Consider the following 24,844-nt stretch of genomic DNA (forward strand, 5'->3'; position numbering starts at 1 on the left):
CGCTCGGTCGTTACCCAGAAATCCCCCCTAAAGGCCTGGATCATGAGCAAGCAACCCTCCCTGAGCTACAAGGACGCCGGTGTAGACATCGACGCCGGTGAAGCATTGGTCGAACGCATCAAGAGCGTCGCCAAGCGCACTGCGCGCCCCGAAGTCATGGGCGGCCTGGGCGGTTTTGGCGCCCTCTGCGAAATCCCGGCCGGCTACAAACAGCCTGTACTGGTCTCCGGCACCGACGGCGTGGGCACGAAGCTGCGCCTGGCCTTGAACCTGAACAAGCACGACAGCATCGGCATCGACCTGGTTGCCATGTGCGTCAACGACCTGGTGGTGTGCGGCGCCGAGCCGCTGTTCTTCCTCGACTACTACGCCACCGGCAAACTCAACGTCGAAACCGCGACCCAGGTCGTGACTGGCATCGGCGCGGGCTGCGAACTGTCGGGTTGCTCTCTGGTCGGCGGCGAAACCGCTGAAATGCCAGGCATGTATGAAGGCGAAGACTACGACCTGGCCGGTTTCTGCGTCGGTGTTGTAGAGAAATCCGAAATCATCGACGGCTCCAAAGTCGCTGCCGGTGACGCCCTGCTCGCCCTGCCATCCTCCGGCCCGCACTCCAACGGCTACTCGCTGATCCGCAAGATCATCGAAGTGTCCGGCGCCGACATCGAGACCATCCAACTCGACGGCAAGCCGCTGACCGACCTGCTGATGGCCCCGACACGCATTTACGTCAAGCCACTGCTCAAGCTGATCAAGGACACTGGCGCGGTCAAAGCCATGGCCCACATCACCGGTGGCGGCCTGCTGGACAACATTCCGCGTGTTCTGCCAAAAGGCGCCCAGGCGATCGTCGACGTGGCCAGCTGGCAGCGCCCGGCAGTCTTCGACTGGCTGCAAGAGCAAGGCAACGTCAACGAAACCGAAATGCACCGCGTGCTGAACTGCGGCGTGGGCATGGTGATCTGCGTGGCTCAAGAGCACGTTGAAAGCGCACTGAACGTACTGCGCGAAGCAGGCGAGCAGCCGTGGGTCATCGGCCAGATCGCCACCGCTGCCGAAGGCGCGGCTCAAGTTGAACTGAAGAACCTTAAGGCACATTGATGCAAGAGCGGATGCCCGCTACATGTGATGTCGTGGTGCTGCTCTCCGGCACCGGCAGTAATTTGCAGGCCTTGATCGACAGCGCGCGCATCGGCGACAGCCCGGTGCGCATCGCTGCGGTGATCTCCAACCGCAGCGACGCCTACGGCCTGCAACGCGCCACGGACGCGGGTATCGCTACCCGCGCCCTGGATCACAAGGCTTTCGAAGGCCGCGAGGCCTTCGATAGCGCCTTGATCGAACTGATCGACGCCTTCAACCCCAAGCTCGTGGTCCTCGCCGGTTTCATGCGCATTCTCAGCGCTGATTTCGTGCGGCACTACCAAGGGCGCCTGCTGAATATCCACCCGTCCCTGTTGCCCAAATACAAAGGGTTACATACTCACCAACGCGCCCTCGAGGCCGGTGACACCGAGCACGGCTGCAGTGTGCACTTCGTCACCGAGGAACTCGATGGCGGGCCTCTGGTCGTACAGGCTGTGGTTCCGGTAGAGTCTGCAGACTCAGCGCAGACACTTGCGCAACGGGTTCACACCCAGGAACACAGGATTTACCCACTGGCTGTTCGCTGGTTTGCCGAGGGGCGATTGATTCTTGGCGAACAGGGTGCATTATTGGACGGTCAGTTACTCGCGGCCAGCGGCCACTTGATTCGAACCTAGGAGATTTTATGCGTCGCGCCTTGCTCTTCGCTTTTGCGCTGTTCGCCTTGCCCGCCGTGCAAGCAGCAGACCTTCACCCTTTCTCCGCCAGCTACACCGCCGACTGGAAACAGTTGCCCATGAGTGGTTCGGCCGAACGCAGCCTGACCAAAAATGACAATGGCTCCTGGACCTTGAACTTCAAGGCTTCCATGATGATCGCCAGCCTCACCGAGACCAGTGTGATCCTGTTCGACAAGGACGCCCTGCAACCGAAGAGCTACAGCTTCGAACGCGGCGGTCTGGGCAAGGCGAAAAAGATCAACCTGGACTTCGACCAGACGAGCAAAAAAGTAACTGGTTTCGAAAACAAAGACCCGGTCAACGTCACCCTCGAAAGTGGCATGCTCGACAAATCGACCTACCAGCTTGCCCTGCAGCGCGATGTTGCCGCCGGCAAGAAAAGCATGAGCTACCGCGTGGTTGAAGGCACCGATGTCGATACCTACGACTTCCGCGTGATCGGCCCGGAAAAGGTCCAGACCAAAGCCGGCGCTATCGATGCTATCAAGGTCGAGCGCGTGCGCGACCCGTCGCAGAGCAAGCGCATCACTCAGATGTGGTTTGCCAAGGACTGGGGCGGCATCCTGGTTGCCCTGCGTCAGGTGGAAACCGACGGCAAGGAATACAACATCATGCTGTTGGACGGCACCGTTGACGGCAAGGCTGTCAAAGGTAGCTGATGGGCTGATGAGCTGAAAAAAGAGCCTCGCTGAATGCGGGGCTTTTTTTCGCCTGCAGGTTTTGTGCTGGACGCTCTACCGCTATCGCAGGCAAGCCAGCTCCTACATTGGAATGCATTTCAACGGTGGGAGCTGGCTTGCCCGCGATGACGTCAGCCCAGATAACCCAGCTTGAAACCCCACTCAAACATGAAACTTTTGTCATAAAACTCAGCAGCCTGCGACGCAATGTCACGGTTTACGGGGCCTGTGGCACTGTTGCGTTTTGTGCAATGAATTGTTGCGTGCAAAACCAGTTTACTTAGCAAGCTAACAAAACATATAAAAGAGGCCTGCGACGACTTGCCGCAGATCAACCAGAGATTGGAGCAAGCAGATGACTGTAAAAGTAACTGAACGCGACGATGCACACATGTCTCACGAAGCACTGGGCCATGGGATTCACATCTGGGATGTACATCAACAAGACCAACTGGTCGGCATGTTCCACGACGAGAGCGAAGCCCACAATTATAAAAACGAGCTCGAAACTCTTGAGATGAAGCGCCAGGCACAAAGCTCCTGAAACTCTGATATCGCGCAGGCATCCGGCCCCACACAGCAGCTGGATTACCTGCAAAAAAAACCCCGCCTTTTGAGCGGGGTTTTTCGTTTTTACCGTATTACCACATCAGGTCATCCGGGATCTGGTAGGCAGCGTACGGATCATCTTCATCCGGCACTTGGCTTTCAGTCAGGATGTTGAGCTGCACGATACGCTCCGGCGCACGCTCCTGGATCTTCAGCGCCGCTTCACGCGGGATCACCTCGTAACTGCCACCGTGGTGCACGATCGCCAGGGAGCCGTTGCTCAGTTTGTTACGCATCAACGTGTTGACCGACAGGCGTTTGACCTTCTTGTCGTCGACGAAGTTGTAGTAGTCCTCAGTCGTCAGCTTAGGCAGGCGCGAGGTCTCGATCAGTTGCTTGACCTGGGCCGTGCGGGCCTTGGCCTCGGCTTTTTCCTGCTGCTGGCGGTTCAGTTCCTGGTCACGCTTGACCTTCTCGGCGTGCGCCTCGGCAGCCAAACGCGCCTGGGTGTCATCAACTTCGGCTTGGCCTTTATGGACCAGGCGCTGCTGCTTCTGCTTCTCTTTGCCGACCTGCTTGGCCTGCTTTTGGTTGACCAAACCTGCTTTAAGCAACTGGTCGCGAAGGGAAAGGCTCATGGTGCTTACTCACTTAGGCAACTGCTCAACCGCAGCTGGACACATTCTTTTCCTGACGTTTGGCTTCGCCCCACAGGGCGTCCAACTCTTCGAGGGTGCAATCTTCTATGGATTGGTGCGTATCGCGCAATGCCTGTTCGATAAATCGGAAACGTCGTTCGAACTTGGCATTGGCGCCACGTAGCGCAGTCTCCGGGTCAACCTTGAGGTGACGCGCCAGGTTGACCGCCGCAAACAGCAGGTCACCGACTTCATCGGCAATCGCCACCGAGTCGTTATCGGCCATGGCTTCGAGCACTTCATCGAGCTCTTCGCGCACGTTATCCACCACCGGCAAGGCTGATGGCCAGTCGAAACCGACCTGGCTGGCGCGCTTTTGCAATTTGGCGGCACGGGACAGCGCCGGTAAAGCCGTGGGCACGTCATCCAGCAGGGACAATTGCTGCGGTGCGTCGGACTTTTCCGCGCGTTCCTCAGCTTTGATCTGCTCCCAACGCACCTTGACCTGCTCTTCGCTCAACTGAGGAACATCCAAGGGCGCATACAAATCGCCCGTAGGAAACACGTGAGGATGGCGGCGGATCAACTTGCGGGTAATGCTGTCGACCACGCCGGCGAACTCAAAACGGCCCTCCTCCCGCGCCAACTGGCTGTAATACACCACCTGGAACAACAGGTCGCCCAGCTCACCTTGCAGGTGATCAAAGTCGCCGCGCTCGATGGCATCAGCGACTTCGTAGGCTTCTTCCAGGGTGTGCGGGACGATGGTCGCGTAGGTTTGCTTGATGTCCCACGGGCACCCGTATTTGGGGTCGCGCAGGCGGTTCATCAGGTGCAGCAGGTCTTCAAGTGAATACATCAGTCAATCTCTGTTCGCTCCCACACAAGCCCGGCGCCCCCAGAAAGCAGTCCAAACATATTTTCAGACCGCATCATGGTGTGCGATTACGCCGGGTTTCGATGATGTTCGGCAACTGGGAAATCCGCCCCAACAACCGCCCCAACGCGTCCAGCCCCGGAATCTCGATGGTCAGGGACATCAACGCGGTGTTGTCCTCTTTGTTCGAGCGGGTGTTGACCGCCAGCACGTTGATCCGCTCATTGAGCAGCACTTGCGACACGTCACGCAGCAAACCGGAACGGTCGTAGGCGCGAATGATGATGTCCACCGGGTAGGTGAGCACCGGCACCGGGCCCCAGCTGACCTGGATGATGCGTTCCGGCTCGCGCCCGCCCAGTTGCAGCACCGAGGCGCAATCCTGGCGGTGAATGCTCACGCCACGGCCCTGGGTGATGTAACCGACGATGGCGTCGCCCGGCAACGGCTGGCAGCAGCCGGCCATTTGCGTCATCAGGTTGCCCACGCCCTGAATCTGGATATCGCCGCACTTGCCCGGTTTGTAGCCGGTGGCTTTGCGTGGGATCAGCTCCAGCTGCTCGCTGCCGCGCTCCGGCTCGACCAGTTGCTGGGCCAGGTTGACCAACTGCGCCAGGCGCAGGTCGCCGGCACCCAGGGCTGCGAACATGTCCTCGGCGATCTTCATGTTGGCCTTTTCGGCCAGCTTGTCGAAGTCCACCTGCGGCAAGCCCAGGCGCGCCAATTCGCGCTCAAGCAAGGTTTTACCGGCGGCGACGTTCTGGTCGCGCGCCTGCAATTTGAACCAATGGACGATCTTCGCCCGTGCCCGCGACGTGGTGATGTAGCCCAGGTTCGGGTTCAGCCAGTCGCGGCTCGGCGTGCCGTGCTTGCTGGTGATGATCTCGACCTGTTCACCGGTCTGCAGGCTGTAGTTGAGCGGCACGATGCGCCCGTTGATCTTGGCGCCCCGGCAGTTGTGGCCGATTTCGGTGTGCACGCGGTAGGCAAAGTCCAGCGGCGTAGCGCCTTTGGGCAAGTCGATGGCGTGACCGTCGGGGGTGAAGATGTAGACGCGGTCCGGCTCGATATCCACGCGCAGCTGTTCGGCCAGGCCGCCGATGTCGCCGAGTTCTTCGTGCCACTCAAGCACTTGGCGCAGCCAGGAGATTTTCTCTTCGTACTGGTTGGACCCGGCCTTGACGTCGGTGCCCTTGTAACGCCAGTGCGCACACACCCCAAGCTCAGCCTCTTCGTGCATGGCGTGGGTGCGGATCTGCACTTCCAGCACCTTGCCCTCAGGGCCGATCACTGCGGTGTGCAGCGAGCGATAGCCGTTTTCCTTGGGGTTGGCGATGTAGTCGTCAAATTCCTTGGGAATGTGCCGCCACAAGGTGTGCACGATACCCAGCGCGGTGTAGCAGTCGCGCATTTCCGGCACCAGCACACGCACGGCGCGTACGTCGTAGATCTGGCTGAATGCCAGGCCTTTGCGCTGCATTTTGCGCCAGATGGAATAGATGTGTTTGGCCCGGCCGCTGATATCGGCATCGACGCCGGTGGCCTGCAACTCGGAACGCAACTGCCCCATCACATCGGAGATAAAGCGCTCACGGTCAAGCCGCCGCTCGTGCAGCAGCGTGGCAATCTGTTTGTATTGATCGGGTTCGAGGTAGCGGAAGGACAAGTCCTCCAGCTCCCACTTGATATGGCCGATACCCAGGCGGTGCGCCAGCGGCGCGTAGATGTCGAACACCTCGCGGGCAACGCGGTTGCGCTTTTCGTCGTCGGCGGTTTTTACCGCACGGATCGCGCAGGTGCGTTCGGCCAGCTTGATCAGCGCGACACGCACGTCGTCGACCATCGCCACCAGCATCTTGCGCAGGTTCTCGACCTGGCCCTGGGTGCCCAGCACCATCGACTGGCGTGGGCTGAGGCTGGCACTGATGGCGGCCATGCGCAGCACGCCGTCGATCAACTTAGCGACCACGGCGCCGAAACGCTGGCTGACCAGCGGCAACGCAATATGCCCTTCGCGCACGCCGCGATAGAGCACGGCGGCGATCAGCGAATCCTGGTCCAGCTTGAGATCGGCGAGGATCTCGGCGATTTCCAACCCGGTGCGAAAGCTTGATGTGCCCTCCGCCCACAGGTTCTTGGCCGCATTGTCTTGCTGTTCAGACTCACGAGCGAACTCGCAGGCTGCTTTCAAGGCTTCACGGTCCAGTGCCGGGTCGACACTGACGGCATGATCCAGCCATGCCTCGAGATTGATACTGCCGTCGGTGTTGATCGGCTGGTGTGCTCTCACCTGTACCATCTTGCTTACCTTCCCTACGACGCACCTTTGATGCGCCAAAAATCATCGCTGACCTGCTGCGTAACCCTAGCTCTGCAACCAAGGCTACGTGCAACTCCCTGACAGGTCACGGCCCAGGAGACTACAGGCCAGTCGGATTAAACGGGCATCCTAGCCCGCTTCAAATAACGCCATGGCCTCGACATGAGATGTCTGTGGAAACATGTCGAGGATCCCGGCACGTTTTAGCCGGTAGCCTTGCTTGACCAACTCAACCGTGTCCCGCGCCAGCGTGGCCGGGTTGCAGGACACATACACCAAACGCTTGGCTCCCAGCGTGGCGAGCTTACGCACAACCTCCAGGGCACCATCGCGGGGTGGGTCCAAGAGTACCGCAGAAAAGCCCTGTTTGGCCCATTCCGCGTCAGTCAAAGGCTGGGATAAATCAGCCTGAAAAAACTGCACATTATGCAAATTGTTGCTGACAGCGTTCTGCGCCGCGCGGTCCACCATGGTCTGTACACCTTCTACCGCGACCACTTCGCGCACGTGTTTGGCCAGCGGCAACGCAAAGTTACCCAGCCCGCAGAACAGGTCCAGCACCCGTTCCTCGGGCTGTGGCGCCAGCCATTCCAGGGCCTGGGCGACCATCGCGGCGTTGACGCCAGCGTTGACCTGCACAAAGTCCCCGGGCCGATAAGCCAGTTCCAGATCCCATTGTTCCAACCGATAACCCAACGCCGAGTTCGCCTCGACGGGCTCCGGCTCGCCCTCGCCATGCAGCCACAACTGCGCTTCATGGAAGGTGCAAAATTCTTGCAGGATCAGCAGGTCCGCCTCGGACAACGGCGCCATATGCCGCAGCAACACGGCGATGGATGAGCCGCTGAACAACTCCACATGCCCCAGCGCCTGCGGTTTGCTCAGGCGGCGCAGCATGTTCGGCAAGCGCTGCATGATCGGTTGCAAGGCCTGTACCAGCACCGGGCAATCATCGATGGCGACGATGTCCTGGCTGGCCACGGCGCGAAAACCCACCTCAAGCTTTTTCGCCTTGGCGTCCCAGCGCACGGCCACGCGGGCGCGACGACGGTAGGCGAATTCCGGCCCACTCAAAGGGGCGGCCCACGCTTGCGGTTCGACACCGGCCACACGCGACAGTTGTTCGGCGAGCATGCGCTGTTTCAGGGCGAGCTGTTCGTCATGGGGCAAGTGCTGCACGCTGCAGCCGCCGCAGCGGCCAAAATGCGCGCACGGCGCCGGGCGGCGCAGTTCGCTGGCCTTGAACACACGCTCGGTGCGCGCTTCTACCACTTTGCCGTGGGCGCCCAATACCCGCGCTTCGACTTCTTCGCCGGCCAGCGCACCGTTTACAAACCAGGTACGGCCTTCAAAGAACACGATGCCGCGGCCATCGTTGGCCAGGCGCTCGATGGTCAGGCGTTGTTTCTTGCCTACCGGAATCTGCGGGGCCCGGCTGCCGCCTGTCGGTTGGAAGCGCAGGCCTCTCTCGTGCTTGGCCATCAGTTGGGTTCGTCGAAGATGCCGGTCGACAGGTAACGGTCGCCTCGGTCACAGATGATCGCGACGATCACCGCGTTTTCCACTTCTTTGGACAACCGCAACATACCGGCCACGGCGCCGCCGGAGGACACGCCGCAGAAGATGCCTTCTTCGCGCGCCAGGCGGCGGGTGGTGTCTTCGGCTTCACGCTGGGCCATGTCGATGATGCGGTCCACGCGCGTGGCGTTGTAGATCTTCGGTAGGTACTCTTCGGGCCAACGGCGAATACCGGGAATCGCCGCGCCTTCCATCGGTTGCAGGCCGACGATCTGGATCGCCGGGTTCTGCTCCTTGAGGTAGCGCGAGTTGCCCATAATGGTGCCGGTCGTGCCCATGGAGCTGACGAAATGGGTGATGGTGCCTTGGGTCTGGCGCCAGATTTCCGGGCCTGTGCTGGTGTAGTGCGCCTCTGGGTTATCGCCATTGGCAAACTGGTCCAGCACCACGCCACGGCCTTCGGCGGCCATGCGCTCGGCGAGGTCGCGCGCGCCTTCCATGCCTTCTTCCTGGGTGACCAGCAACAGCTCGGCGCCATAGGCGGTCATTGCCGCCTTGCGTTCGGCGCTGCCGTTGTCGGGCATGATAAGCACCATCTTATAACCCTTGATTGCCGCGGCCATGGCCAGGGCGATCCCGGTGTTACCCGAGGTGGCTTCGATCAAGGTGTCGCCGGGCTTGATTTGCCCGCGCAGCTCGGCGCGGGTGATCATCGACAGCGCCGGGCGGTCCTTGACGGAGCCGGCCGGGTTGTTCCCTTCAAGCTTGAGCAGCAGAATATTGCTGGTTTCACCCGCCATGCGTTGCAAGCGGACCAGGGGCGTGTTGCCGACGCAATCGGCGATTGTAGGGTACTGCAAGGTCATGGCGTATTCGCAATCCAGACTGCGGGGGCGACCATCATACCGGGAAAGGCTGGCGGGCCATATCACGCAAAGTGTGGTGCTTATGGCTTACAGGAATAAGCGAGTGGCGTGTGGCCTGTGAGGGCGCTATCGCGGGCAAGCCCGCCGCCACAGAGGACAGCGTGCAGATCAATGTGGGAGCTGGCTTGCCTGCAAAAGCCGCACCTCGGTAAACCGACTAACCCAATTGCCCGTCGCCATGATTCTTACGAAACACCTCGTCCCCCATCGCCGAAATCTGCCCGTCAATCAGTGCCTCGAACGGTTTAAGCAGCGCCTCAAAAGAGGTCGGCGCTTCCAGCACCTGCAACGCCTGCACAATTGCCTCTACCGTCGACAAAGCCCCTGGCCCCGGCGCTTTGCGCAACCGGTAGCGAGAAACGCCACCCTCGGCCAGGGTCACCCGGGGCAATGCGGCCAATAAAGGATTGAGGTGCAGCAATTTGCGCGCTTTGCGCCAGGTGCCGTCGGGCACCACCAACAACAGCGGTTGGTCGTCGGGCGCATACACCTGCAAAGGCTGGGCGTCATCAGCGGGAAACAGCAGGCGCGCTTGATAACCGGGCGGGTTTAACAAGGTCGCCAAATCGTCAAACACCTCACCCACCACCAACTGTGCATTGCTCAACCCCAACGCCGCCAACCGCGCGGTATTGAGCGCATGGTTGACCTCACTCGGGTGCTGCAGCAGCAACACACGGGTGCGGCTGTCGAGGCTGGGGATCAGCGGGCACAGGCAATGAGTGGCGGGCCGCTGGCAAGTTGGACATTGGGGTCTGGACATGTTTTTTCAGGCCTGGTTGAGCTGGGCTTTGAGTAAGTCGCGAAAGGTCTGGATCAGCGGCTCGCGGCTACGGCCACGGCGCATGATCATCGAGAACGGCGCCTGATAGCCGAAGGTCGCCGGCAGCAGCACACGCAAGTCGCCCTTGTCGGCCCAGGCTTGGGCGTAGTGCTCAGGCAGGTAGCCGATATAGGCGCCGGACAGCACCAGGATCAACTGCGCCTCCATACTTTCCACCGTGGCGGCGCTGTGTTTGAAGCCGTGGCGCGCCAATTCTGCCTGGCTCCAGTAGCCGCGCCCGACCATACGCTGCTGGGTGATCACTTGTTCGGGGATGCGCCGTTCGCTGAACAACGGATGCCGCGTGCTGCAATACAGCCAGTGTTGCTCGCGGTACAGCGGCATGTAGATCAACCCGCTCATGCGGTTGGAGAACGCGCCGATGGCCAGGTCCAGGCGGTTGTCCTGCACGCCCAATTGCAGCTCATAAGGGCTCATCACCGACAAATTCAAGTGCACAGCCGGGTGTTCCAGGCTGTAGGCGCCGATCACTTCGGCGAACGGCAGGGCCTTGTCGCTGACGGTGGAGTCGAGCACGCCGAGTTTGAGGGTGCCGCGCAACTCACCTTTTAACGCGGCGGCGTATTGCTCGAACCCTTCCAGCTCGCCTAATAGACGCAGGGTTTCCTGGTGGAACAGCTCGCCTTTGCTGGTCAGGCTGAACCCGCCGCGCCCGCGATGGCACAGCACCAGGCCCAAAGCTGCTTCCAGCTGGCTCATGTAGGTGCTGATGGCCGACGTCGACAAGTTGAGTTCGTGCTGGGCATTGGCGAACCCTTGGTGCCGCACGACGCTGACGAAGATGCGCAGGAGTTTCAGGTCGGGCAAGGCGTTGGCCATGGGTTCTCCAGATAACACAAAAACCTGTGGGAGCGGGCTTGCTCGCAAATACGGTGGATCAGCCGAACTATTTGTACCTGACACACCGTATTTGCGAGCAAGCCCGCTCCCACATTTGAACCGAGTTTACCTCAGGCATTAGTTTAGAAAAATCTGAACTAAGTATTTGCCCCTGCCGATTCTTCCCGTCCCGGGCTTTTCGCAGAATCGGCCTCTAATAAACAAAACAACGATGAGGCAATCCCGTGGACAAGATTTTTCACCAACCACTGGGCGGCAACGAAATGCCGCGCTTCGCCGGCATCGCCACCATGATGCGACTCCCCCACCTGCAGTCGGCCAAAGGCCTCGACGCCGCCTTTGTCGGTGTGCCCTTGGACATCGGCACCTCGCTGCGCGCCGGCACCCGCTTCGGGCCGCGTGAAATCCGCGCCGAGTCGGTGATGATCCGCCCCTACAACATGGCCACCGGCGCCGCGCCGTTCGACTCGCTGTCGGTTGCCGACATCGGCGACGTGGCAATCAATACCTTCAACCTGCTGGACGCTGTGCGCATCATCGAAGAAGCTTACGATGAGATCCTCGAGCACAACGTCGTCCCGATGACCCTTGGCGGCGACCACACCATCACCCTGCCGATCCTGCGGGCGATTCACAAGAAACACGGCAAGGTCGGGCTGGTGCACATTGATGCCCACGCCGACGTCAACGACCATATGTTCGGCGAGAAAATCGCCCACGGCACCACCTTCCGCCGCGCCGTGGAAGAAGGCTTGCTCGATTGCGACCGCGTGGTGCAGATCGGCCTGCGCGCCCAGGGCTACACCGCCGAAGACTTCAACTGGAGCCGCAAGCAGGGCTTTCGTGTGGTCCAGGCCGAAGAATGCTGGCACCACTCGCTGGCGCCATTGATGGCTGAAGTGCGTGAAAAAGTCGGCGGCGGTCCGGTGTATTTGAGCTTCGATATCGACGGTATCGACCCGGCCTGGGCGCCTGGCACCGGCACCCCGGAAATCGGCGGGCTGACCACCATCCAGGCGATCGAGATCATCCGTGGCTGCCAAGGCCTCGACCTGATTGGTTGCGATCTGGTAGAAGTTTCGCCGCCTTACGACACCACCGGCAACACCTCGCTGCTCGGCGCCAACCTGCTGTACGAGATGCTCTGCGTACTGCCCGGCGTGGCGCATCGCTGATGAGCACGCAAGCCGTGCTGCAAGCGGCGGCCGACCTGGTGTCGGCCTTCGCCCGCAATGACCGCGCCGCCTATTTCGGCGCGTTCACGGTGGATGCCAGCTTCGTGTTCTACACCCTCCCCCAGCCGCTGCTCAGTCGCGATGCCTACCAGGCGTTGTGGGACCGCTGGCGCCGGGACGAGGGGTTTGAGGTGCTGTCCTGCACTTCAAGCAACGCCTTTGTCAGCCTGCAGGGTGCCGTGGCGATTTTTATGCATGACGTGGCCACCGAGCTGCGCATGAACGGGGAGCAATTTTTTAGCCAGGAACGCGAGACCATTGTCTTCACCCGACAAGGGTCAGACGCACAACAAAAACAAGGCCTGTGGCTGGCCTGTCACGAACATTTGTCCGCTATGCCGGAAGGGCTGCCGCCCCCTTAGCCAATGTGATCGGAGCTGATCATGAATAATAAAAACAACGATAAAAGTATTCGAAAGATAGAAACCAACGGGGTCGAGCAGATCCCGGACCACGAACGTACCGCCAGCCCCAAGGATCTGTTTCGACTGATCTTCGGCGGAGCCAATACCTTTGCCACCGCTGTGCTGGGCGCGTTTCCGGTGCTGTTCGGCTTGTCGTTCCAGGCCGGTGTCTGGGCGATTGTGTTGGGCGTGCTGGTGGGCGCGCTGATCCTGGCGCCGATGGGCCTGTTCGGGCCGATCAACGGCACCAACAACGCCGTATCTTCCGGTGCGCACTTTGGTGTGCACGGGCGGATTGTCGGCTCGTTTCTGTCGCTGCTGACGGCGATTGCCTTCTTCTCACTGTCGGTGTGGAGTTCAGGCGATGCGTTGGTCGGTGGTGCGAAACGCCTGATTGGTTTGCCAGAAACCGACCTGACGTTGGGCCTGGCCTACGGCCTGTTCGCCCTGCTGGTGCTCACCGTGTGCATCTATGGCTTTCGCTTCATGCTGTGGGTCAACCGCATTGCCGTGTGGGCGGCGAGCCTGCTGTTCCTGCTGGGGATCTTCGCGTTTGCGCCGGCCTTCGACAGCCACTTTGCCGGCACCGTCGCCATTGACCAGACCGGCTTCTGGGCCGCCTTCATCGGTGCGGCGCTGGTAGCCATGAGCAATCCGATTTCCTTCGGCGCGTTCCTGGGTGATTGGTCACGCTACATCCCACGTGAGACGCCGAAAATACGCATCATGCTGGCGGTGGTGCTGGCCCAGATCGCCACCTTGATTCCGTTCCTGTTCGGCCTGGCCACCGCGACCATCGTGGCGGTCAAGGCTCCGGACTACATCGCAGCCAACAACTATGTCGGCGGTTTGCTGGCAGTCGCGCCGAGCTGGTTCTTCCTGCCGGTGTGCCTGATCGCGGTGATCGGCGGCATGTCCACTGGCACCACGTCGCTGTATGGCACCAGGTTGGACATGTCCAGCGTGTTCCCGCGCCTGCTGTCGCGGGTCAAGGCCACGCTGCTGATTGGGGTGATGTCGATTGCCTTCATCTTTATCGGACGTTTCGCCGCCAACCTGGTGCAAAGCGTGTCGACCTTCGCCGTGCTGATCATCACCTGCACCACGCCGTGGATGGTGATGATGATCATCGGCCTGATCGTACGCCGAGGCTTTTACTGCCCGGATGATCTGCAAGTGTTCACCCGCGGTGAAACCGGCGGGCGCTACTGGTTCAGCCATGGCTGGAACTGGCGCGGCCTGGGCGCCTGGATCCCGAGTGCGCTGGTGGGCCTGTGCTTCGTCAACTTGCCGGGGCAGTTTGTCGGGCCACTGGGCAACTTGGCCGATGGCATCGATATCAGCCTGCCAGTGACGCTGGGGCTGGCTTCGGTGGTGTACCTGAGCTTGCTTCGCGTGTTCCCGGAACCGGCCGCCGTCTACGGCCCGGCCGACCCTCGCAGCCAGCGCACGGATGCGCGCATTAAACCGGCGCTGCAACAAGCCGCCTGATCGCCCATAAAAACGATAATCGGAGACCCGCCGTCATGGCTTTGGATTTATTCGTCGTACTCATCTACGCCGCCGGCATGCTCGTGCTCGGCTATTACGGCATGCGCCGCGCCAAGACCCACGAAGACTACCTGGTAGCCGGACGTAACCTGGGCCCGTCGCTGTACATGGGCACCATGGCCGCCACGGTACTGGGCGGTGCATCCACCGTCGGCACCGTGCGCCTGGGTTATGTGCACGGCATCTCCGGCTTCTGGTTGTGCGCCGCACTGGGCGCCGGGATCATCGCGCTGAACCTGTTCCTGGCCAAACCGCTGCTCAAGCTGAAGATCTTCACCGTCACCCAGGTCCTGGAAAAACGCTACAACCCCATGGCCCGCCAGGCGAGCGCGGTGATCATGCTGGCCTACGCGCTGATGATCGGCGTGACCTCGATCCTGGCCATCGGCACAGTACTGCAAGTACTGTTCGGCCTGCCATTTTGGGTCTCGGTGCTGCTGGGCGGTGGCGTAGTGGTGGTGTATTCGACCATCGGCGGCATGTGGTCACTGACCCTGACCGACATCGTGCAGTTCGTGATCAAGACCGTCGGCCTGATGTTCATCCTGCTGCCGATTTGCCTCTACCGCGTCGGCGGTTGGGACCAACTGGTGGCCAAGTTGCCAGCGTCGAATTTCAGCTTCACCGAAATCGGCTGGGACACGATCATCACCTACTTCATGATCTACTTCTTCGGCATCCTGATCGGCCAGGACATTTGGCAACGGGTGTTCACCGCCCGTGACGAAAAGGTTGCCCAGTACGCCGGCACCTTCGCCGGTTTCTACTGCATCCTTTACGGCCTGGCGTGCGCCTTGATCGGCATGGCGGCGCACGTGCTGCTACCGGACCTGGACAACGTCAACAATGCCTTCGCCGCCATCGTCAAAGCCTCGTTGCCGGACGGCATTCGCGGCCTGGTGATTGCCGCCGCACTGGCCGCGATGATGTCCACCGCCAGCGCCGGTTTGCTCGCCGCCTCCACCGTCTTGACCGAAGACCTGCTGCCGCGTTTGCGCGGGGGCAAGCAGTCGAGCCTGAACATCAACCGTCTGTTCACGATGCTCACCGGCATTGCCGTGCTGGGTATTGAAGTGCGCCCCAGAAGTTGGACACTCGTCCAACTCCTGAGGCTTTTCATGAGCAAATACACGACGCAGTTCAAGCTTTCCGCCATTACCACTTTCCTTGAGCAGGGCCGAGGCTTTCGCCGCATAGCCGCTCAATTCCAAATGGATCCCACCTTGCTTCGTCGTTGGGTGGAGGCTTACCGATTACATGGCGAAGCCTGTCTAAGCAGAACCGGCGAACGCTACAGTCCCTTGTTCAAGTTTTCAGTGCTGCAACGCATGTGGCGCGACTCCTTATCCTTGCGCCGCGCAGCGGCGCTCTTCAACCTGGGTAACTCAAGCCAGGTGGGCAGATGGCAACAGCAGTATTACAGTGGCGGTATTGAAGCCCTGGAGTCAGGGAAAAAAGGATCGATTACCGCTATGCCCAAGCCGCCTTCTAAACCGCGTAAAACTACCACCCCACTCACCGACGCACAGCTTGCACACAAGGCATTACTCGATGAACTGCAGTATTTGCGCATGGAGAACGCCTACCTAAAAAAGCTTGGAGAGTTGGGCGAGGCGGTGATGAGGCGAGAGAGAGAAGCGAAGAAAAAGCCCGATTAGTCACTGAGCTCAAACAAGCTTTCCCCTTGAGTGATTTGCTCAAGCTGGTAGGTCTTGCGCGAAGTACGTACTACTACCAACTCAAGGCGATGGGCGTTGCGGACCGGTTTATCTCGATCAAAGCCTCTATCCAGACTATCCAAGACGAGAATGAGGGCCGCCTTGGTTACCGTCGGATGACTTTAGAGCTACGTAAGCAAACGCCGTTGATCAACGGTAAAACGGTACGACGGCTGATGGGAGAGTTAGGCCTGAAATGCACAGTGCGACCGAAAAAATACAAATCGTATAAAGGGCCAATGGGAGAGGTATCGCCCAATATCCTGGCTCGTCAGTTCGAAGCTGAGCAACCAAATCAGAAATGGGTGACCGATGTCACCGAGTTCAAAGTGGCCGGCAAAAAGCTGTATCTGTCCCCAGTACTGGACTTGTACAACGGAGAGATTGTGGCCTATAAGACCGCCGTCCGCCCCCAATACGCCTTGGTAGGCGACATGCTGGAGCTGGCCCTTGAGCGCTTGCCCGAAGGCGCCAAACCCATGCTGCACTCGGATCAGGGCTGGCACTATCGACACTCAAAGTATCGGGAAAAACTGGAAAAAGCTGGGTTGGAACAGAGCATGTCTCGCAAAGGGAACTGCTATGACAACGCCACAATGGAAAGCTTTTTCGGTACCCTGAAGTCGGAGTTTTACTATCGGGAAAGCTTCGACAGCGTTGCTCAGCTGCAGGCCGGGCTGGATAAGTACATCCATTACTACAACCATAAGCGAATCAAAACGAAGCTTGGCGGACTGAGCCCTGTGGCTTACAGAACCCGGTCCGCGGTAGCCTAACCATTAGCTGTCCAACTTTTGGGGCGCACTTCAGTGTGTCAGTCAATATTTCGTTAACTGACGCACCGTCTTCGCGAGCAGGCCCGCTCCCACATTAATTCTGCGGCGCTACCAGCTCTAGCGGCGACGCGGGCGGCGCTGCTCATCATCTGTGCGAATCGGCACAGGTTGCAGCGGAGGCTCGATCAAGCCGAGCGCGACTCCAACGTCATGGAGCCAGGTTTGAATTTTCTCTTTCATGGTTGCTCCCTTTGCGGGTAATGCGAGTTGGCGAGAGTTTTATCGCCCTTTCCTACAGTGATAGTAGCCCTAAGTCCTACGTAATGCTTGAACGAAACCACAACGAACTATTACTGAATTGATCCAAATGCTGACGGATCGTTCAAGCGATATAGCGCGCGTCCTGCAAGAACCCGGCGTTGCCTTCTTGCTGCAGCTCGATCCATGCATTGAGGTTAGCGCCGAGCATACCCTTTCGCCACATCAGCCAGGTCGTTGCAGTAGCAAAAGGCCCTGTAAGGGGATGAACGGACACGCTGTCCTTGCCCGGCAGGCTGTCGAGCATCGATTCGGACATTAATGCCACCCCGGAACCCGCGATCACGCAGGCAAGCATGCCCTGATAGGACTCAATCTCGATTGCCCGGCCCATGGCCACACGCTCATGGGAAAACCAGGTTTCCAGGCGTGTACGGTAGGCGCAACTGCGGCGGAAGGTGAACACCGAACGCCCCGCTACGTCCTGCGGCCCACGCACTGGTGGGTGATCGGCTTCACAGATCAGCACCAGGCGCTCTTCACACAGCGGCACGCCGTCCAACGTAGCGATGGTCAGCGGGCCGTCCACCAACGCCGCGTCCAAACGCCCGGTGATCAGGCCTTCCAGCAATTCACCGCTGGGAGCCGATTGCACCTGCAGGTTCACCCTCGGATACGCCTTGTGATAGCGCGCCAACAGCTTCGGCAAGTGAATCGCGGCGGTGCTGTACATGCTACCCAGCACAAAGTCGCCGGCCGGTTGCCCGCCTTGAACGGCGCCGTGGGCTTCGTCATGCAGCGCGATCAGGCGAGTGCTGTAGTCCAACAACACTTTGCCAGCAGGAGAAAGCTGTAACCGCTGGCGTTCGCGCACGAACAGTTCCACGCCGAGCTGCTCTTCCATCTGTTTGAGCCGGGTCGAGAGGTTCGACGGTACACGGTGCAGGCGCTCGGCCGCACGGGTAATGGAGCCCTCTTGCGCTACGGCTTGGAAAATCCGCAATTGACTGAACTCCATACCTTTCTCCAAAACTGAACAAGTTACTCACTATTATTCATTTTTACAGAAAGTCAATTCACTTTAGCCTGAAGGTCTTCGCGTCCTTGCAGGAAACCTGAACATGTCACCGCTGATTCGCTGACTCGCCAGCTCTATTGCCCTGATGATGACCATGGGCATTGGCCGCTTCGCCCTCACCCCGCAGATGCCGCAATTCAAGGGCGCCTGGCAGGCCGATCTGTTCTGGCCCTGTTTTGGTCTGGCTGCCGCTCTCGGGGTCGTGGTGGTGAGCGTGCGCCGTCATAGCCCGCACACCACCCGTCGTGGGTTGATGAGCCTTTGTGGCTGCAAGCGGCCGGCGTGTTCGCCTGCTTGCTGGGCAATGGCTGGGGCCTGGCGCCGGGGGGTATTGCTGTGCGGGACGCCGTTCCTGGCGTGCATGATGCTGGTGATGCAGCGCCGGCCTGTTGACCGCCTGCTTTGCCATCGGCCAATTAAGTGGCCCGCTGCTGGCCTCGATAAGCAGCCACCTTAGCGGCGGCCTGCAACCGGCGTTGGTGATCGCAGGTGCAGGCCTGGTGTTGGCAGGTGCGGTGTCACTGCGCCCTGGCGCTGCTGTCAGCCAGCAACCATCGGCGCCGGTACGCGAACCTGTTCTCGTCGCGAAAGAACCAGGAAAAACAGCCCTCCCAGGAAGCACCCGGTAAACCAGGAAAAGTTGGCCATGCCCTGCAACGCCGGGGTGAAGGTGATCGCAACGCCCACCAGCGTCGCCGGCACCAAGGCTTTGACGGCCGTCCAGTTCACGCCGCCGTCGAAGTAATAGCGCCCGCTTGGGCTGTCATCGAACAGCGCGTCCACATCGACCTGCTGTTTTTTGATCAGGTAGAAGTCCACCAATAGAATCCCGAACAGTGGCCCTATAAACGCCGCGAGGATGTCCAAGGTGTAGTGGATCATCAGCGGGTTATTGAACAGGTTCCACGGAGTGATGAAGATCGAAGCCACCGCCGCGATCATCCCTCCGGCCCGCCAGCTGATTTTGCTCGGCGCGACGTTGGCGAAGTCAAACGCAGGCGACACGAAGTTGGCGACAATGTTGATGCCGATGGTCGCCGTGACAAAGGCAAAGGCGCCGAGCAGTACGGCCATGCTGTTGTCGATTCGCGAGACGGTGGCAATCGGGTCATGCAGCATTTCGCCGAACACCGGCAAGGTGCCCGAAACGATCACCACGGTGACCAGCGAGAACGCCAGGAAATTCACCGGCAGCCCCCAGAAATTACCGCGACGCACATCGCGCATGCTGCGGCAGTAGCGGCTGAAATCGCCGAAATTCAGCGTAGGCCCGGAGAAGTACGAAACCACCAGCGCCGTTGCCACGATCACCTGGCCGAAAGCCTGCCAGCCCGACAAGGATTTTTCCGCCAGGGTAAAGCTGATGTTGGCCCAGCCGGCTTTCCACACAATCCAGCCGGCCAGGGCGAACATCACCGCATAGACCACCGGCCCCGCCCAGTCGATAAAACGCCGGATGGATTCCATGCCGGCCCAGAACACCGCAGCCTGCAACGCCCAAAGGCTTAAGAAACCAAACCAGCCCAGGTAGGACAGGCCGGCAAAATGCGGTTCTGCATACACCGCCATCTGTGGGAAGAAGCGCAGCACCACGATGATCAAGGCACTCGACGCCAGGTAGGTCTGAATCCCGTACCAGGCCACGGCGATCAGGCCGCGAATCACCGCCGGAATATTGGCCCCAAACACGCCAAAGGCCAGCCGGCAAATGACCGGATACGGCACCGCCGCTTGCTGACTCGGTTTGGCCACCAGATTGGCGATCAACTGCACGATGCAAATACCCGCAAGCAAGGCGATCAGCACCTGCCAACTGGCCAGCCCGAGGGCGAACAGGCTGGCGGCGAACACGTAGCCGCCGACACTGTGCACGTCGCTCATCCAGAAGGCGAAGATGTTGTACCAGTTCCAGTTTTGCGGCAGTGGGCCCAGGTCCTGGTTGTACAGGCGCGGGCTGTAGCCTTTGGGCAATTGTTCGGTCATCGCTGGCTCCTCGAAATACCGGCCTGCGCTTCCGTAACGGGATGCATACGGTAGGCGGCATGGTTTGTATACGAGGCTTTCAGCAGAATGCGTGCCAATGGCACACAATCCCTCTGGATCGGCGCTCCAAAGGGGTTTATCCAGGGCTAAATTCAGGCACTACGCTCAGCAACGGTGCACATAAATCCTGTACACAATCAGTGGTGCACCCGATCTGCACACAGGTAGCCAACCGTGCAGCACGCCGCTGTCAGGAAGGTGCCCCACGCCATGTCCATGATGGCCAACCCAGCGGACCAGCCTTGCAGCGTGGCCCAGTTGCTCAGGTCATACGTGCCGTAGGCCACCAGCCCGAGCAAGGCACCCAGGCGTGCGGCGCGTTGCCAACTGCCGCTTGGCAGGACCACGAACACCACGCAACCGATCACATACAGGAGATAGAACAACACCGCGGGCAACAGGCGGGGTTGGTCAAGCATCAATGGGCCGAGCAGGGATTTGTAGGTCGGGCCCATAAGGACACCGAGCCAGAGGCCGTCGAGCACCAGGAAGGCAAGCAAGGTGGCGAGGTAAGCGAACAGTGTTTTCTTGGTCATTTACGCAAGCTCTGCAGGAGCCCAATTGCTCCTACAGAAGAGCAAACCGCACTCAGCTTAGTTCAATGCGATCCGCGTGAATCACAATCTGACCTTGCTTGTAGAGCGCACCAATGGCCTTTTTGAAGTTGCCTTTGCTCACGCCGAACAAGTTGCTGATCACTGCCGGGTCGCTTTTGTCGCTGACCGGCAGGGTGCCGTTGTTTTCACGCAACTTGGCGAGGATCTTCGAGTTCAGGCTGGAGGCCGCTTCCTGCCCGACCGGTTGCAGGCTCAGGCTGATGTTGCCATCGGCGCGAATCTCTTTGATAAAGCCTTTCTCTTCCTTGCCCGGGCGCAGGAACTTGAACACTTCGTTCTTGTGGATCAGGCCCCAGTGCTTGTTGTTGATGATCGCCTTGAAGCCCATGTCCGTGGCTTCGGCCACCAGCAGGTCGACTTCCTGGCCCACCTGATAGTTGGCAGGCGTCTTGTCCAGGTAGCGGTCAAGACGTGCGGTGGCGGTGATGCGCTTGGTGTGCTTGTCGAGGTAGACGTGCACGACGCAATATTCACCGGCGGTCATCTGACGTTTTTCTTCCGAATACGGCAGCAACAGATCTTTTGGCAAACCCCAGTCGAGGAACACGCCAATGCTGTTGACTTCAACGACTTTCAAACTGGCGAATTCGCCGACTTGTACTTTCGGCTTCTCGGTCGTCGCGATAAGTTTGTCATCGCTGTCCAGATAAATGAAAACGTTAAGCCAGTCTTCATCTTCACTGGGAATATCTTTAGGAATGTACCGATTAGGCAAGAGGATTTCGCCCTCTTGCGCACCGTCCAGGTACAAACCAAAGTTAGTGTGTTTAACCACTTGCAAGCTGTTGTAGCGCCCGACTAAAGCCATTTCCAAATACCCTCGTTACGTGGGCGGCATTCTACCCGAGTTGCGCCCCGCACGCGCGCGCACCTGAAAAATCACGGGCTGACGTGGTCTCCCGATGGCATCGCCCCGCTCGTCTGATCAGGTCACTGAATTTTGCCGCTGGCCAGTGGCGGCCATCTCCCGGGCTTTCTAGTTAAAACAGTAAGTTAGGGGTTATTTCAACGGTAAACTTCGGCTAATTGCGGCCACACCCATTATTCCAGGGGGATATTTGCCAAGCAATTGTCAAGTGTTTCCTGTACGATGCATGGCCAAGTTAATTTTCTACAGGTTAGTGGCCGCCATGCGCGTAAAAGCATCCAACAGCAAAGCAAAGCCAGCTCCAGCCGTTGAAACCAGCGAATCGATCAACAGCCAGATTGCTGCTTTCCTCAAGTCCGGCGGCGAAATCCAGCAAATTGCCAAGGGCGTGAGCGGCCAGACTTTCGGCCCGTCCAAGCAGATCAGCCTGGGCAAAAAGTAAAATTCGCGCAACACCCCCTGCGTTGCATCTAGTCCCTAAGCGTCTTGCCCTCAAGGCGCCAGGACTAGAGCCCGAAATACCCTCACTGCATCACACCATAGTGCGCTAATCGACGAACGGGCCTCACCTGCAGGTTTTCGCCGGTATGCTTGCACACGTCTAGCACGGGCATCTGCCCAATTTCCCCTGTCACTGCTCCTCGCTTTTCATGGAGTGAAGCTTGCTCAAGCCCTGCATTTTTCTGATAACTGCCCTTGCGGCAAGCCCCTTTGCGCAAGCGCAGATTTTTCAGCGTGAATTGGGCGATTTCGACCTGAAATTGGGCACTACGCCAAGCCGCAGCATGGCCCAGGGCCTTGTAAAGCCTACCGCTCCGGGCAGCGACTCATTCCACGGCGGCCTCGACCTGAGCCACGACAGCGGCTTGTATTTCGGCCAATTCTCACCGAACATGGGGCTTTCACCCGCCAATAACCTCGAAGTCGACTCCTACATGGGCTTCAAACGCCCTTTCGACAAGACCCTGGGTTATGAAGTGGGACTGATTCATTACAGCTACCCCAAGCTCAGCCCACTCAACAGCCAAGAGTTCTACGGCGGCTTGAACCTGTTGGGCAATCGCTTCGGCGCCTCCTTCAGCAACGACCCGGACCGCCAGGACAGCACCCTGTTTGCCGACCTTGGCGGCACGCAGCCTTTCGGCATCGGCGTCAGCATGAAGTACACCACGCACCAACTGGGCTCCCCGGCCTCGGTGGAAGGCGGTGCCATCAGCAGCTTCAGTGATTGGTCGATACAACTTTCCCGCGCGTGGAAGGGCGTCGACCTGGACCTGATCTACAGCGACTCCAGCCTCAGCGGCGGTGACTGCTCGGCCTACTCCGGACACAATTCGCAATGCGACGGTCTCTTGACCTTAAAGGCTGCGCGATCGTTTTATTGATGGGCTGAACTGTCGCCCACAGCACGAGTTCACATGCATTAACTCCCTTTGCGCAAGGACTCGCCCATGCTGCGTCGGCTCAAACTATTAATCGTATTGCTGAGCCTGAGCTTGCTGCTCAGCGGCTGCAGTCGCGTGGGCCTGGCCTACCGCAACCTGGATATCATCATCCCCTGGAGCCTCAACGACTACCTGGACATGCACGCCGGGCAGAAGAGCTGGTTCAACGACACACTCAAGGAACACCTGGCCTGGCACTGCACCACGCAATTGCCGGGCTATCTGGATTGGCTTGATCGCCTGCAACAGATGGTCGACAACAACCAGGTCACTGACGACGCGCTACAAACGCGCACTGTGGAAGCCAAGCAGGCGATTGCCGAAGTCGCACGGGAAATCACGCCGTCGGCCATTCAATTGCTGCAAGGCCTGGATGATCAGCAGGTCAAGGACATGAGCGACGCCCTGGCCAAGGACCTGCGCAAGCGTCAGGACGAATACCTCAAGCCGCCCCTGGAGCAGCAAATCAAGGAACGCGCCCAACGCATGAGCAAACGCCTGGACGCTTGGATGGGCCCGCTCAGTGCCAGCCAGCAGAATCGGGTCACCGCCTGGTCCAATAGCCTCGGGGAGCAAAACGAGCAGTGGATCGGCAACCGCGCCCGTTGGCAGGCGCAGTTTATCGACGCGGTGCAGCAGCGTCAGAGCGCGGACTTCGCGCAGAAAATGCAGCAGTTACTGGTGGACCGTGAAAGCCTGTGGCCCGCGCAATACAAGGTCGCCTATGCCCAGACGGAAACGGCGGCACGCAGCCTGATTGTCGACCTGATAGCCGAAAGCACGGTGCAGCAGCGCATGAAGCTGACACAGAAGATTGGCGGTGTGCGCAGCGACTTCAAGGCACTCAAATGCCTAAAGGCTGCCGGCAATACCTGATCTTCAAGGAAGCCAATATGGGAGCGGGCTTGCCCGCGATAGCGGTAGATCAGCCGGCAGATTGATTGCCTGACACTCGGCATCGCGAGCACGCCCGCTCAGCGCCTGTTAGATCAAGCAATCTGCGCCTTTGAGGCCACTTCATCAAACGTCGCCGGCTCCAGCGCATCCGGCTGGTCATCCAACACCTGGCGCGGGTGATCGTTGCCCGGGATAGAGCTGTCAATCAGCGCCAGCAGTTGTGCACCGCGAGCGGTCAAGATGAAGTTCTCACCGTTTCCGCCCTCTTCCTCAGGCCGCGATTCAATAAACCCACGCTTGAACAGCAGCGCTTCGTAATCCGCAGCGGTCTCTTTCAACGTATCCAGATTGCCAGTGGACTCGCCCGCGGTGGCCTTCTCGGCAGCTTCCTGCTCGGCATATTTACGCGGTGCAAAGCTGCCTTCGCCGTTCTGCACTTCATGCAGCAGACGTTCGATCAAATCCCAGTTGTAAGTCGTCATCCTGATTCCTCCTGCAGGCCGATGGAAAAGTAGCCTGTCTAGAGGTGTGACATGCCCCGTCACCGGGCGTTCAGCCGAATAGACCGGCGTCATTTCTCTGAACTTTCCAGACGTTCGCCACCTCAACTGAACACCACTGCCTAGGAGGACCGATCATGAAAACCCTGATGAACCTGGCCATTGCCGCCACGCTGCTGACTGCCCTGCCCGCCTGGGCGTGCACGCCGGAGGAGGCCACGGCGAAGCGCGAACAACTGGCACAGGAAGTGACCAAACTCACTGAGCAGAACCCGACCAAGGCCAAGGAAATGAATGCAGAGCTGCAGAAAATGGACATGGACACGACGGCCGCTGATTTACCCGATAAATGCCAGTTGATCGATCAGCGCCTTAAAGATCTCAAAAAAGCGGCTGCCGAGACAAAAAACTGAAGGCATAAAAAAACCGGACATCG

General features: G+C 59.4%; 26 protein-coding genes and 2 pseudogenes. 14 read left to right on the plus strand and 14 right to left on the minus strand.

Annotated features, from left to right (window positions below; translation table 11 throughout):
- Positions 1-42 precede the first annotated feature (42 nt).
- From purM to KZH41_RS22430, 3 genes are read left to right on the plus strand one after another with little or no spacing between them, the layout of a single operon-like run.
- The gene (gene purM / locus KZH41_RS22420; protein ID WP_094950277.1) at positions 43-1,101 is read left to right on the plus strand and encodes a phosphoribosylformylglycinamidine cyclo-ligase; all 1,059 of its coding nucleotides are present in this window, start codon (positions 43-45) and stop codon (positions 1,099-1,101) included.
- Positions 1,102-1,112: 11 nt separating this feature from the next.
- The gene (gene purN / locus KZH41_RS22425; protein ID WP_094950301.1) at positions 1,113-1,763 is read left to right on the plus strand and encodes a phosphoribosylglycinamide formyltransferase; all 651 of its coding nucleotides are present in this window, start codon (positions 1,113-1,115) and stop codon (positions 1,761-1,763) included.
- Positions 1,764-1,771: 8 nt separating this feature from the next.
- Positions 1,772-2,485, plus strand: coding sequence for a DUF3108 domain-containing protein (locus KZH41_RS22430; protein WP_094950276.1), 714 nt, complete (start codon positions 1,772-1,774; stop codon positions 2,483-2,485).
- On the opposite strand, the gene KZH41_RS22435 is transcribed toward KZH41_RS22430, so the two are convergent.
- Positions 2,472-2,720: a hypothetical protein gene (locus KZH41_RS22435; protein ID WP_141240526.1), complete on the minus strand. Its 249-nt coding sequence runs from the start codon at positions 2,718-2,720 to the stop codon at positions 2,472-2,474. The genes KZH41_RS22430 and KZH41_RS22435 overlap by 14 nt on opposite strands.
- 141 nt (positions 2,721-2,861) lie before the next feature.
- Here KZH41_RS22435 and KZH41_RS22440 point away from each other — a divergent pair, with 141 nt between their 5' ends.
- Complete coding sequence (locus KZH41_RS22440; protein ID WP_064453511.1) at positions 2,862-3,050, plus strand: hypothetical protein; 189 nt, start codon at positions 2,862-2,864, stop codon at positions 3,048-3,050.
- 97 nt (positions 3,051-3,147) lie between these two features.
- Here the strand turns inward: KZH41_RS22440 and KZH41_RS22445 are convergent, their stop codons facing one another.
- The 7 genes from KZH41_RS22445 to KZH41_RS22475 all read right to left on the minus strand — a co-directional run bounded on the left by KZH41_RS22445 (position 3,148) and on the right by KZH41_RS22475 (position 10,997).
- Positions 3,148-3,693, minus strand: coding sequence for a DUF2058 domain-containing protein (locus tag KZH41_RS22445; RefSeq protein ID WP_003230516.1), 546 nt, complete (start codon positions 3,691-3,693; stop codon positions 3,148-3,150).
- 25 nt (positions 3,694-3,718) lie between these two features.
- The gene (gene mazG, locus KZH41_RS22450) at positions 3,719-4,552 is read right to left on the minus strand and encodes a nucleoside triphosphate pyrophosphohydrolase (protein WP_094950275.1); all 834 of its coding nucleotides are present in this window, start codon (positions 4,550-4,552) and stop codon (positions 3,719-3,721) included.
- 73 nt (positions 4,553-4,625) lie between these two features.
- Complete coding sequence (gene relA, locus KZH41_RS22455; RefSeq protein WP_263273731.1) at positions 4,626-6,869, minus strand: GTP diphosphokinase; 2,244 nt, start codon at positions 6,867-6,869, stop codon at positions 4,626-4,628.
- A gap of 150 nt (positions 6,870-7,019) precedes the next feature.
- Entirely contained in the window at positions 7,020-8,372 is a 1,353-nt protein-coding gene (rlmD, locus tag KZH41_RS22460; RefSeq protein ID WP_094950273.1) for a 23S rRNA (uracil(1939)-C(5))-methyltransferase RlmD, read from the minus strand.
- Positions 8,372-9,274 carry a cysteine synthase CysM gene (gene cysM / locus KZH41_RS22465; RefSeq protein ID WP_094950272.1) on the minus strand — a complete coding sequence of 301 codons (903 nt, stop codon included), beginning with the start codon at positions 9,272-9,274 and terminating at the stop codon, positions 8,372-8,374. The genes rlmD and cysM overlap by 1 nt, the downstream gene beginning before the upstream one ends.
- A 217-nt stretch (positions 9,275-9,491) precedes the next feature.
- Positions 9,492-10,097, minus strand: a complete 606-nt coding sequence (locus tag KZH41_RS22470; RefSeq protein WP_094950271.1) for a tRNA-uridine aminocarboxypropyltransferase — start codon at positions 10,095-10,097, stop codon at positions 9,492-9,494.
- A gap of 6 nt (positions 10,098-10,103) precedes the next feature.
- Positions 10,104-10,997, minus strand: a complete 894-nt coding sequence (locus KZH41_RS22475; protein ID WP_242151687.1) for a LysR family transcriptional regulator — start codon at positions 10,995-10,997, stop codon at positions 10,104-10,106.
- A 245-nt stretch (positions 10,998-11,242) separates the two neighbouring features.
- Between KZH41_RS22475 and speB the strand changes: the two genes are divergently transcribed.
- The 5 genes and pseudogenes from speB (at position 11,243) to KZH41_RS22500 (ending at position 16,702) form a co-directional block, all read left to right on the plus strand.
- Entirely contained in the window at positions 11,243-12,193 is a 951-nt protein-coding gene (gene speB, locus KZH41_RS22480; RefSeq protein WP_083357426.1) for an agmatinase, read from the plus strand.
- Positions 12,193-12,615 (plus strand): YybH family protein, encoded by a 423-nt coding sequence (locus KZH41_RS22485; protein ID WP_242151690.1) that lies wholly within the window; start codon positions 12,193-12,195, stop codon positions 12,613-12,615. The genes speB and KZH41_RS22485 overlap by 1 nt, the downstream gene beginning before the upstream one ends.
- A gap of 21 nt (positions 12,616-12,636) precedes the next feature.
- Positions 12,637-14,148 carry a purine-cytosine permease family protein gene (locus tag KZH41_RS22490; RefSeq protein ID WP_263273732.1) on the plus strand — a complete coding sequence of 504 codons (1,512 nt, stop codon included), beginning with the start codon at positions 12,637-12,639 and terminating at the stop codon, positions 14,146-14,148.
- Between the two features lie 35 nt (positions 14,149-14,183).
- Positions 14,184-15,278, plus strand: a pseudogene (locus KZH41_RS22495) (sodium:solute symporter); the annotation flags it as partial.
- A gap of 48 nt (positions 15,279-15,326) precedes the next feature.
- Positions 15,327-16,702 (plus strand): IS3 family transposase gene (locus KZH41_RS22500; protein ID WP_406991834.1). Its coding sequence is split into 2 segments (ribosomal slippage): positions 15,327-15,806 and positions 15,809-16,702, totalling 1,374 coding nucleotides; the frame shifts between segments, so codons are not numbered across the junction.
- A 117-nt stretch (positions 16,703-16,819) separates the two neighbouring features.
- On the opposite strand, the gene KZH41_RS22505 is transcribed toward KZH41_RS22500, so the two are convergent.
- Both KZH41_RS22505 and ptrR read right to left on the minus strand, forming a co-directional pair.
- The gene (locus KZH41_RS22505) at positions 16,820-16,942 is read right to left on the minus strand and encodes a PA1414 family protein (RefSeq protein WP_256589246.1); all 123 of its coding nucleotides are present in this window, start codon (positions 16,940-16,942) and stop codon (positions 16,820-16,822) included.
- Positions 16,943-17,084: 142 nt separating this feature from the next.
- Entirely contained in the window at positions 17,085-17,978 is an 894-nt protein-coding gene (ptrR, locus tag KZH41_RS22510) for a putrescine utilization regulator PtrR (RefSeq protein WP_094950266.1), read from the minus strand.
- A gap of 187 nt (positions 17,979-18,165) precedes the next feature.
- Between ptrR and KZH41_RS22515 the strand changes: the two are divergent.
- Positions 18,166-18,667, plus strand: a pseudogene (locus tag KZH41_RS22515) (YbfB/YjiJ family MFS transporter).
- On the opposite strand, the gene KZH41_RS22520 reads toward KZH41_RS22515, so the two are convergent.
- From KZH41_RS22520 to KZH41_RS22530, 3 genes are all read right to left on the minus strand, one after another.
- A complete protein-coding gene (locus KZH41_RS22520; RefSeq protein WP_263273733.1) occupies positions 18,579-20,021 on the minus strand; it encodes an NCS1 family nucleobase:cation symporter-1 in 1,443 nt (480 codons plus the stop codon). The pseudogene KZH41_RS22515 and the gene KZH41_RS22520 sit on opposite strands and share 89 nt — an antisense overlap.
- Positions 20,022-20,218: 197 nt before the next feature.
- Entirely contained in the window at positions 20,219-20,617 is a 399-nt protein-coding gene (locus KZH41_RS22525; protein ID WP_094950264.1) for a DUF2177 family protein, read from the minus strand.
- A 52-nt stretch (positions 20,618-20,669) separates the two neighbouring features.
- The gene (locus tag KZH41_RS22530) at positions 20,670-21,506 is read right to left on the minus strand and encodes a S1 RNA-binding domain-containing protein (RefSeq protein ID WP_094950263.1); all 837 of its coding nucleotides are present in this window, start codon (positions 21,504-21,506) and stop codon (positions 20,670-20,672) included.
- Positions 21,507-21,828: 322 nt separating this feature from the next.
- On the opposite strand from KZH41_RS22530, the gene KZH41_RS22535 reads away from it, so the two are divergent.
- The 3 genes from KZH41_RS22535 (at position 21,829) to KZH41_RS22545 (ending at position 23,887) form a co-directional block, all read left to right on the plus strand.
- Positions 21,829-22,008, plus strand: a complete 180-nt coding sequence (locus KZH41_RS22535) for a hypothetical protein (RefSeq protein ID WP_003193095.1) — start codon at positions 21,829-21,831, stop codon at positions 22,006-22,008.
- 220 nt (positions 22,009-22,228) lie between these two features.
- A complete protein-coding gene (locus KZH41_RS22540) occupies positions 22,229-22,951 on the plus strand; it encodes a TorF family putative porin (RefSeq protein WP_094950262.1) in 723 nt (240 codons plus the stop codon).
- Positions 22,952-23,017: 66 nt separating this feature from the next.
- A complete protein-coding gene (locus tag KZH41_RS22545; RefSeq protein WP_263273734.1) occupies positions 23,018-23,887 on the plus strand; it encodes a DUF6279 family lipoprotein in 870 nt (289 codons plus the stop codon).
- A gap of 113 nt (positions 23,888-24,000) precedes the next feature.
- On the opposite strand, the gene KZH41_RS22550 is transcribed toward KZH41_RS22545, so the two are convergent.
- Positions 24,001-24,390, minus strand: a complete 390-nt coding sequence (locus KZH41_RS22550; RefSeq protein WP_094950260.1) for a transcriptional regulator — start codon at positions 24,388-24,390, stop codon at positions 24,001-24,003.
- A 155-nt stretch (positions 24,391-24,545) separates the two neighbouring features.
- On the opposite strand from KZH41_RS22550, the gene KZH41_RS22555 reads away from it, so the two are divergent.
- Complete coding sequence (locus KZH41_RS22555) at positions 24,546-24,821, plus strand: hypothetical protein (RefSeq protein ID WP_094950259.1); 276 nt, start codon at positions 24,546-24,548, stop codon at positions 24,819-24,821.
- Positions 24,822-24,844: the final 23 nt, after the last annotated feature.

It is taken from the genome of Pseudomonas sp. YeP6b (assembly GCF_025642995.1).
In the GTDB taxonomy this organism is placed as follows: Bacteria; Pseudomonadota; Gammaproteobacteria; order Pseudomonadales; family Pseudomonadaceae; genus Aquipseudomonas.

Excerpts from the sequence above, each read along its gene's own strand:
- mazG (WP_094950275.1), bottom strand. The coding sequence starts at position 4,552 with ATGTATTCACTTGAAGACCTGCTGCACCTGATGAACCGCCTGCGCGAC.
- KZH41_RS22555 (WP_094950259.1), top strand. The coding sequence starts at position 24,546 with ATGAAAACCCTGATGAACCTGGCCATTGCCGCCACGCTGCTGACTGCC.
- KZH41_RS22475 (WP_242151687.1), bottom strand. The coding sequence starts at position 10,997 with ATGGCCAACGCCTTGCCCGACCTGAAACTCCTGCGCATCTTCGTCAGC.
- cysM (WP_094950272.1), bottom strand. The coding sequence starts at position 9,274 with ATGACCTTGCAGTACCCTACAATCGCCGATTGCGTCGGCAACACGCCC.
- KZH41_RS22525 (WP_094950264.1), bottom strand. The coding sequence starts at position 20,617 with ATGACCAAGAAAACACTGTTCGCTTACCTCGCCACCTTGCTTGCCTTC.
- rlmD (WP_094950273.1), bottom strand. The coding sequence starts at position 8,372 with ATGGCCAAGCACGAGAGAGGCCTGCGCTTCCAACCGACAGGCGGCAGC.
- KZH41_RS22505 (WP_256589246.1), bottom strand. The coding sequence starts at position 16,942 with ATGAAAGAGAAAATTCAAACCTGGCTCCATGACGTTGGAGTCGCGCTC.
- KZH41_RS22545 (WP_263273734.1), top strand. The coding sequence starts at position 23,018 with ATGCTGCGTCGGCTCAAACTATTAATCGTATTGCTGAGCCTGAGCTTG.
- KZH41_RS22530 (WP_094950263.1), bottom strand. The coding sequence starts at position 21,506 with ATGGCTTTAGTCGGGCGCTACAACAGCTTGCAAGTGGTTAAACACACT.
- KZH41_RS22485 (WP_242151690.1), top strand. The coding sequence starts at position 12,193 with ATGAGCACGCAAGCCGTGCTGCAAGCGGCGGCCGACCTGGTGTCGGCC.
- KZH41_RS22470 (WP_094950271.1), bottom strand. The coding sequence starts at position 10,097 with ATGTCCAGACCCCAATGTCCAACTTGCCAGCGGCCCGCCACTCATTGC.
- purN (WP_094950301.1), top strand. The coding sequence starts at position 1,113 with ATGCCCGCTACATGTGATGTCGTGGTGCTGCTCTCCGGCACCGGCAGT.
- ptrR (WP_094950266.1), bottom strand. The coding sequence starts at position 17,978 with ATGGAGTTCAGTCAATTGCGGATTTTCCAAGCCGTAGCGCAAGAGGGC.
- KZH41_RS22430 (WP_094950276.1), top strand. The coding sequence starts at position 1,772 with ATGCGTCGCGCCTTGCTCTTCGCTTTTGCGCTGTTCGCCTTGCCCGCC.
- KZH41_RS22440 (WP_064453511.1), top strand. The coding sequence starts at position 2,862 with ATGACTGTAAAAGTAACTGAACGCGACGATGCACACATGTCTCACGAA.
- relA (WP_263273731.1), bottom strand. The coding sequence starts at position 6,869 with ATGGTACAGGTGAGAGCACACCAGCCGATCAACACCGACGGCAGTATC.
- KZH41_RS22550 (WP_094950260.1), bottom strand. The coding sequence starts at position 24,390 with ATGACGACTTACAACTGGGATTTGATCGAACGTCTGCTGCATGAAGTG.
- KZH41_RS22535 (WP_003193095.1), top strand. The coding sequence starts at position 21,829 with ATGCGCGTAAAAGCATCCAACAGCAAAGCAAAGCCAGCTCCAGCCGTT.
- KZH41_RS22445 (WP_003230516.1), bottom strand. The coding sequence starts at position 3,693 with ATGAGCCTTTCCCTTCGCGACCAGTTGCTTAAAGCAGGTTTGGTCAAC.
- KZH41_RS22520 (WP_263273733.1), bottom strand. The coding sequence starts at position 20,021 with ATGACCGAACAATTGCCCAAAGGCTACAGCCCGCGCCTGTACAACCAG.
- KZH41_RS22490 (WP_263273732.1), top strand. The coding sequence starts at position 12,637 with ATGAATAATAAAAACAACGATAAAAGTATTCGAAAGATAGAAACCAAC.
- purM (WP_094950277.1), top strand. The coding sequence starts at position 43 with ATGAGCAAGCAACCCTCCCTGAGCTACAAGGACGCCGGTGTAGACATC.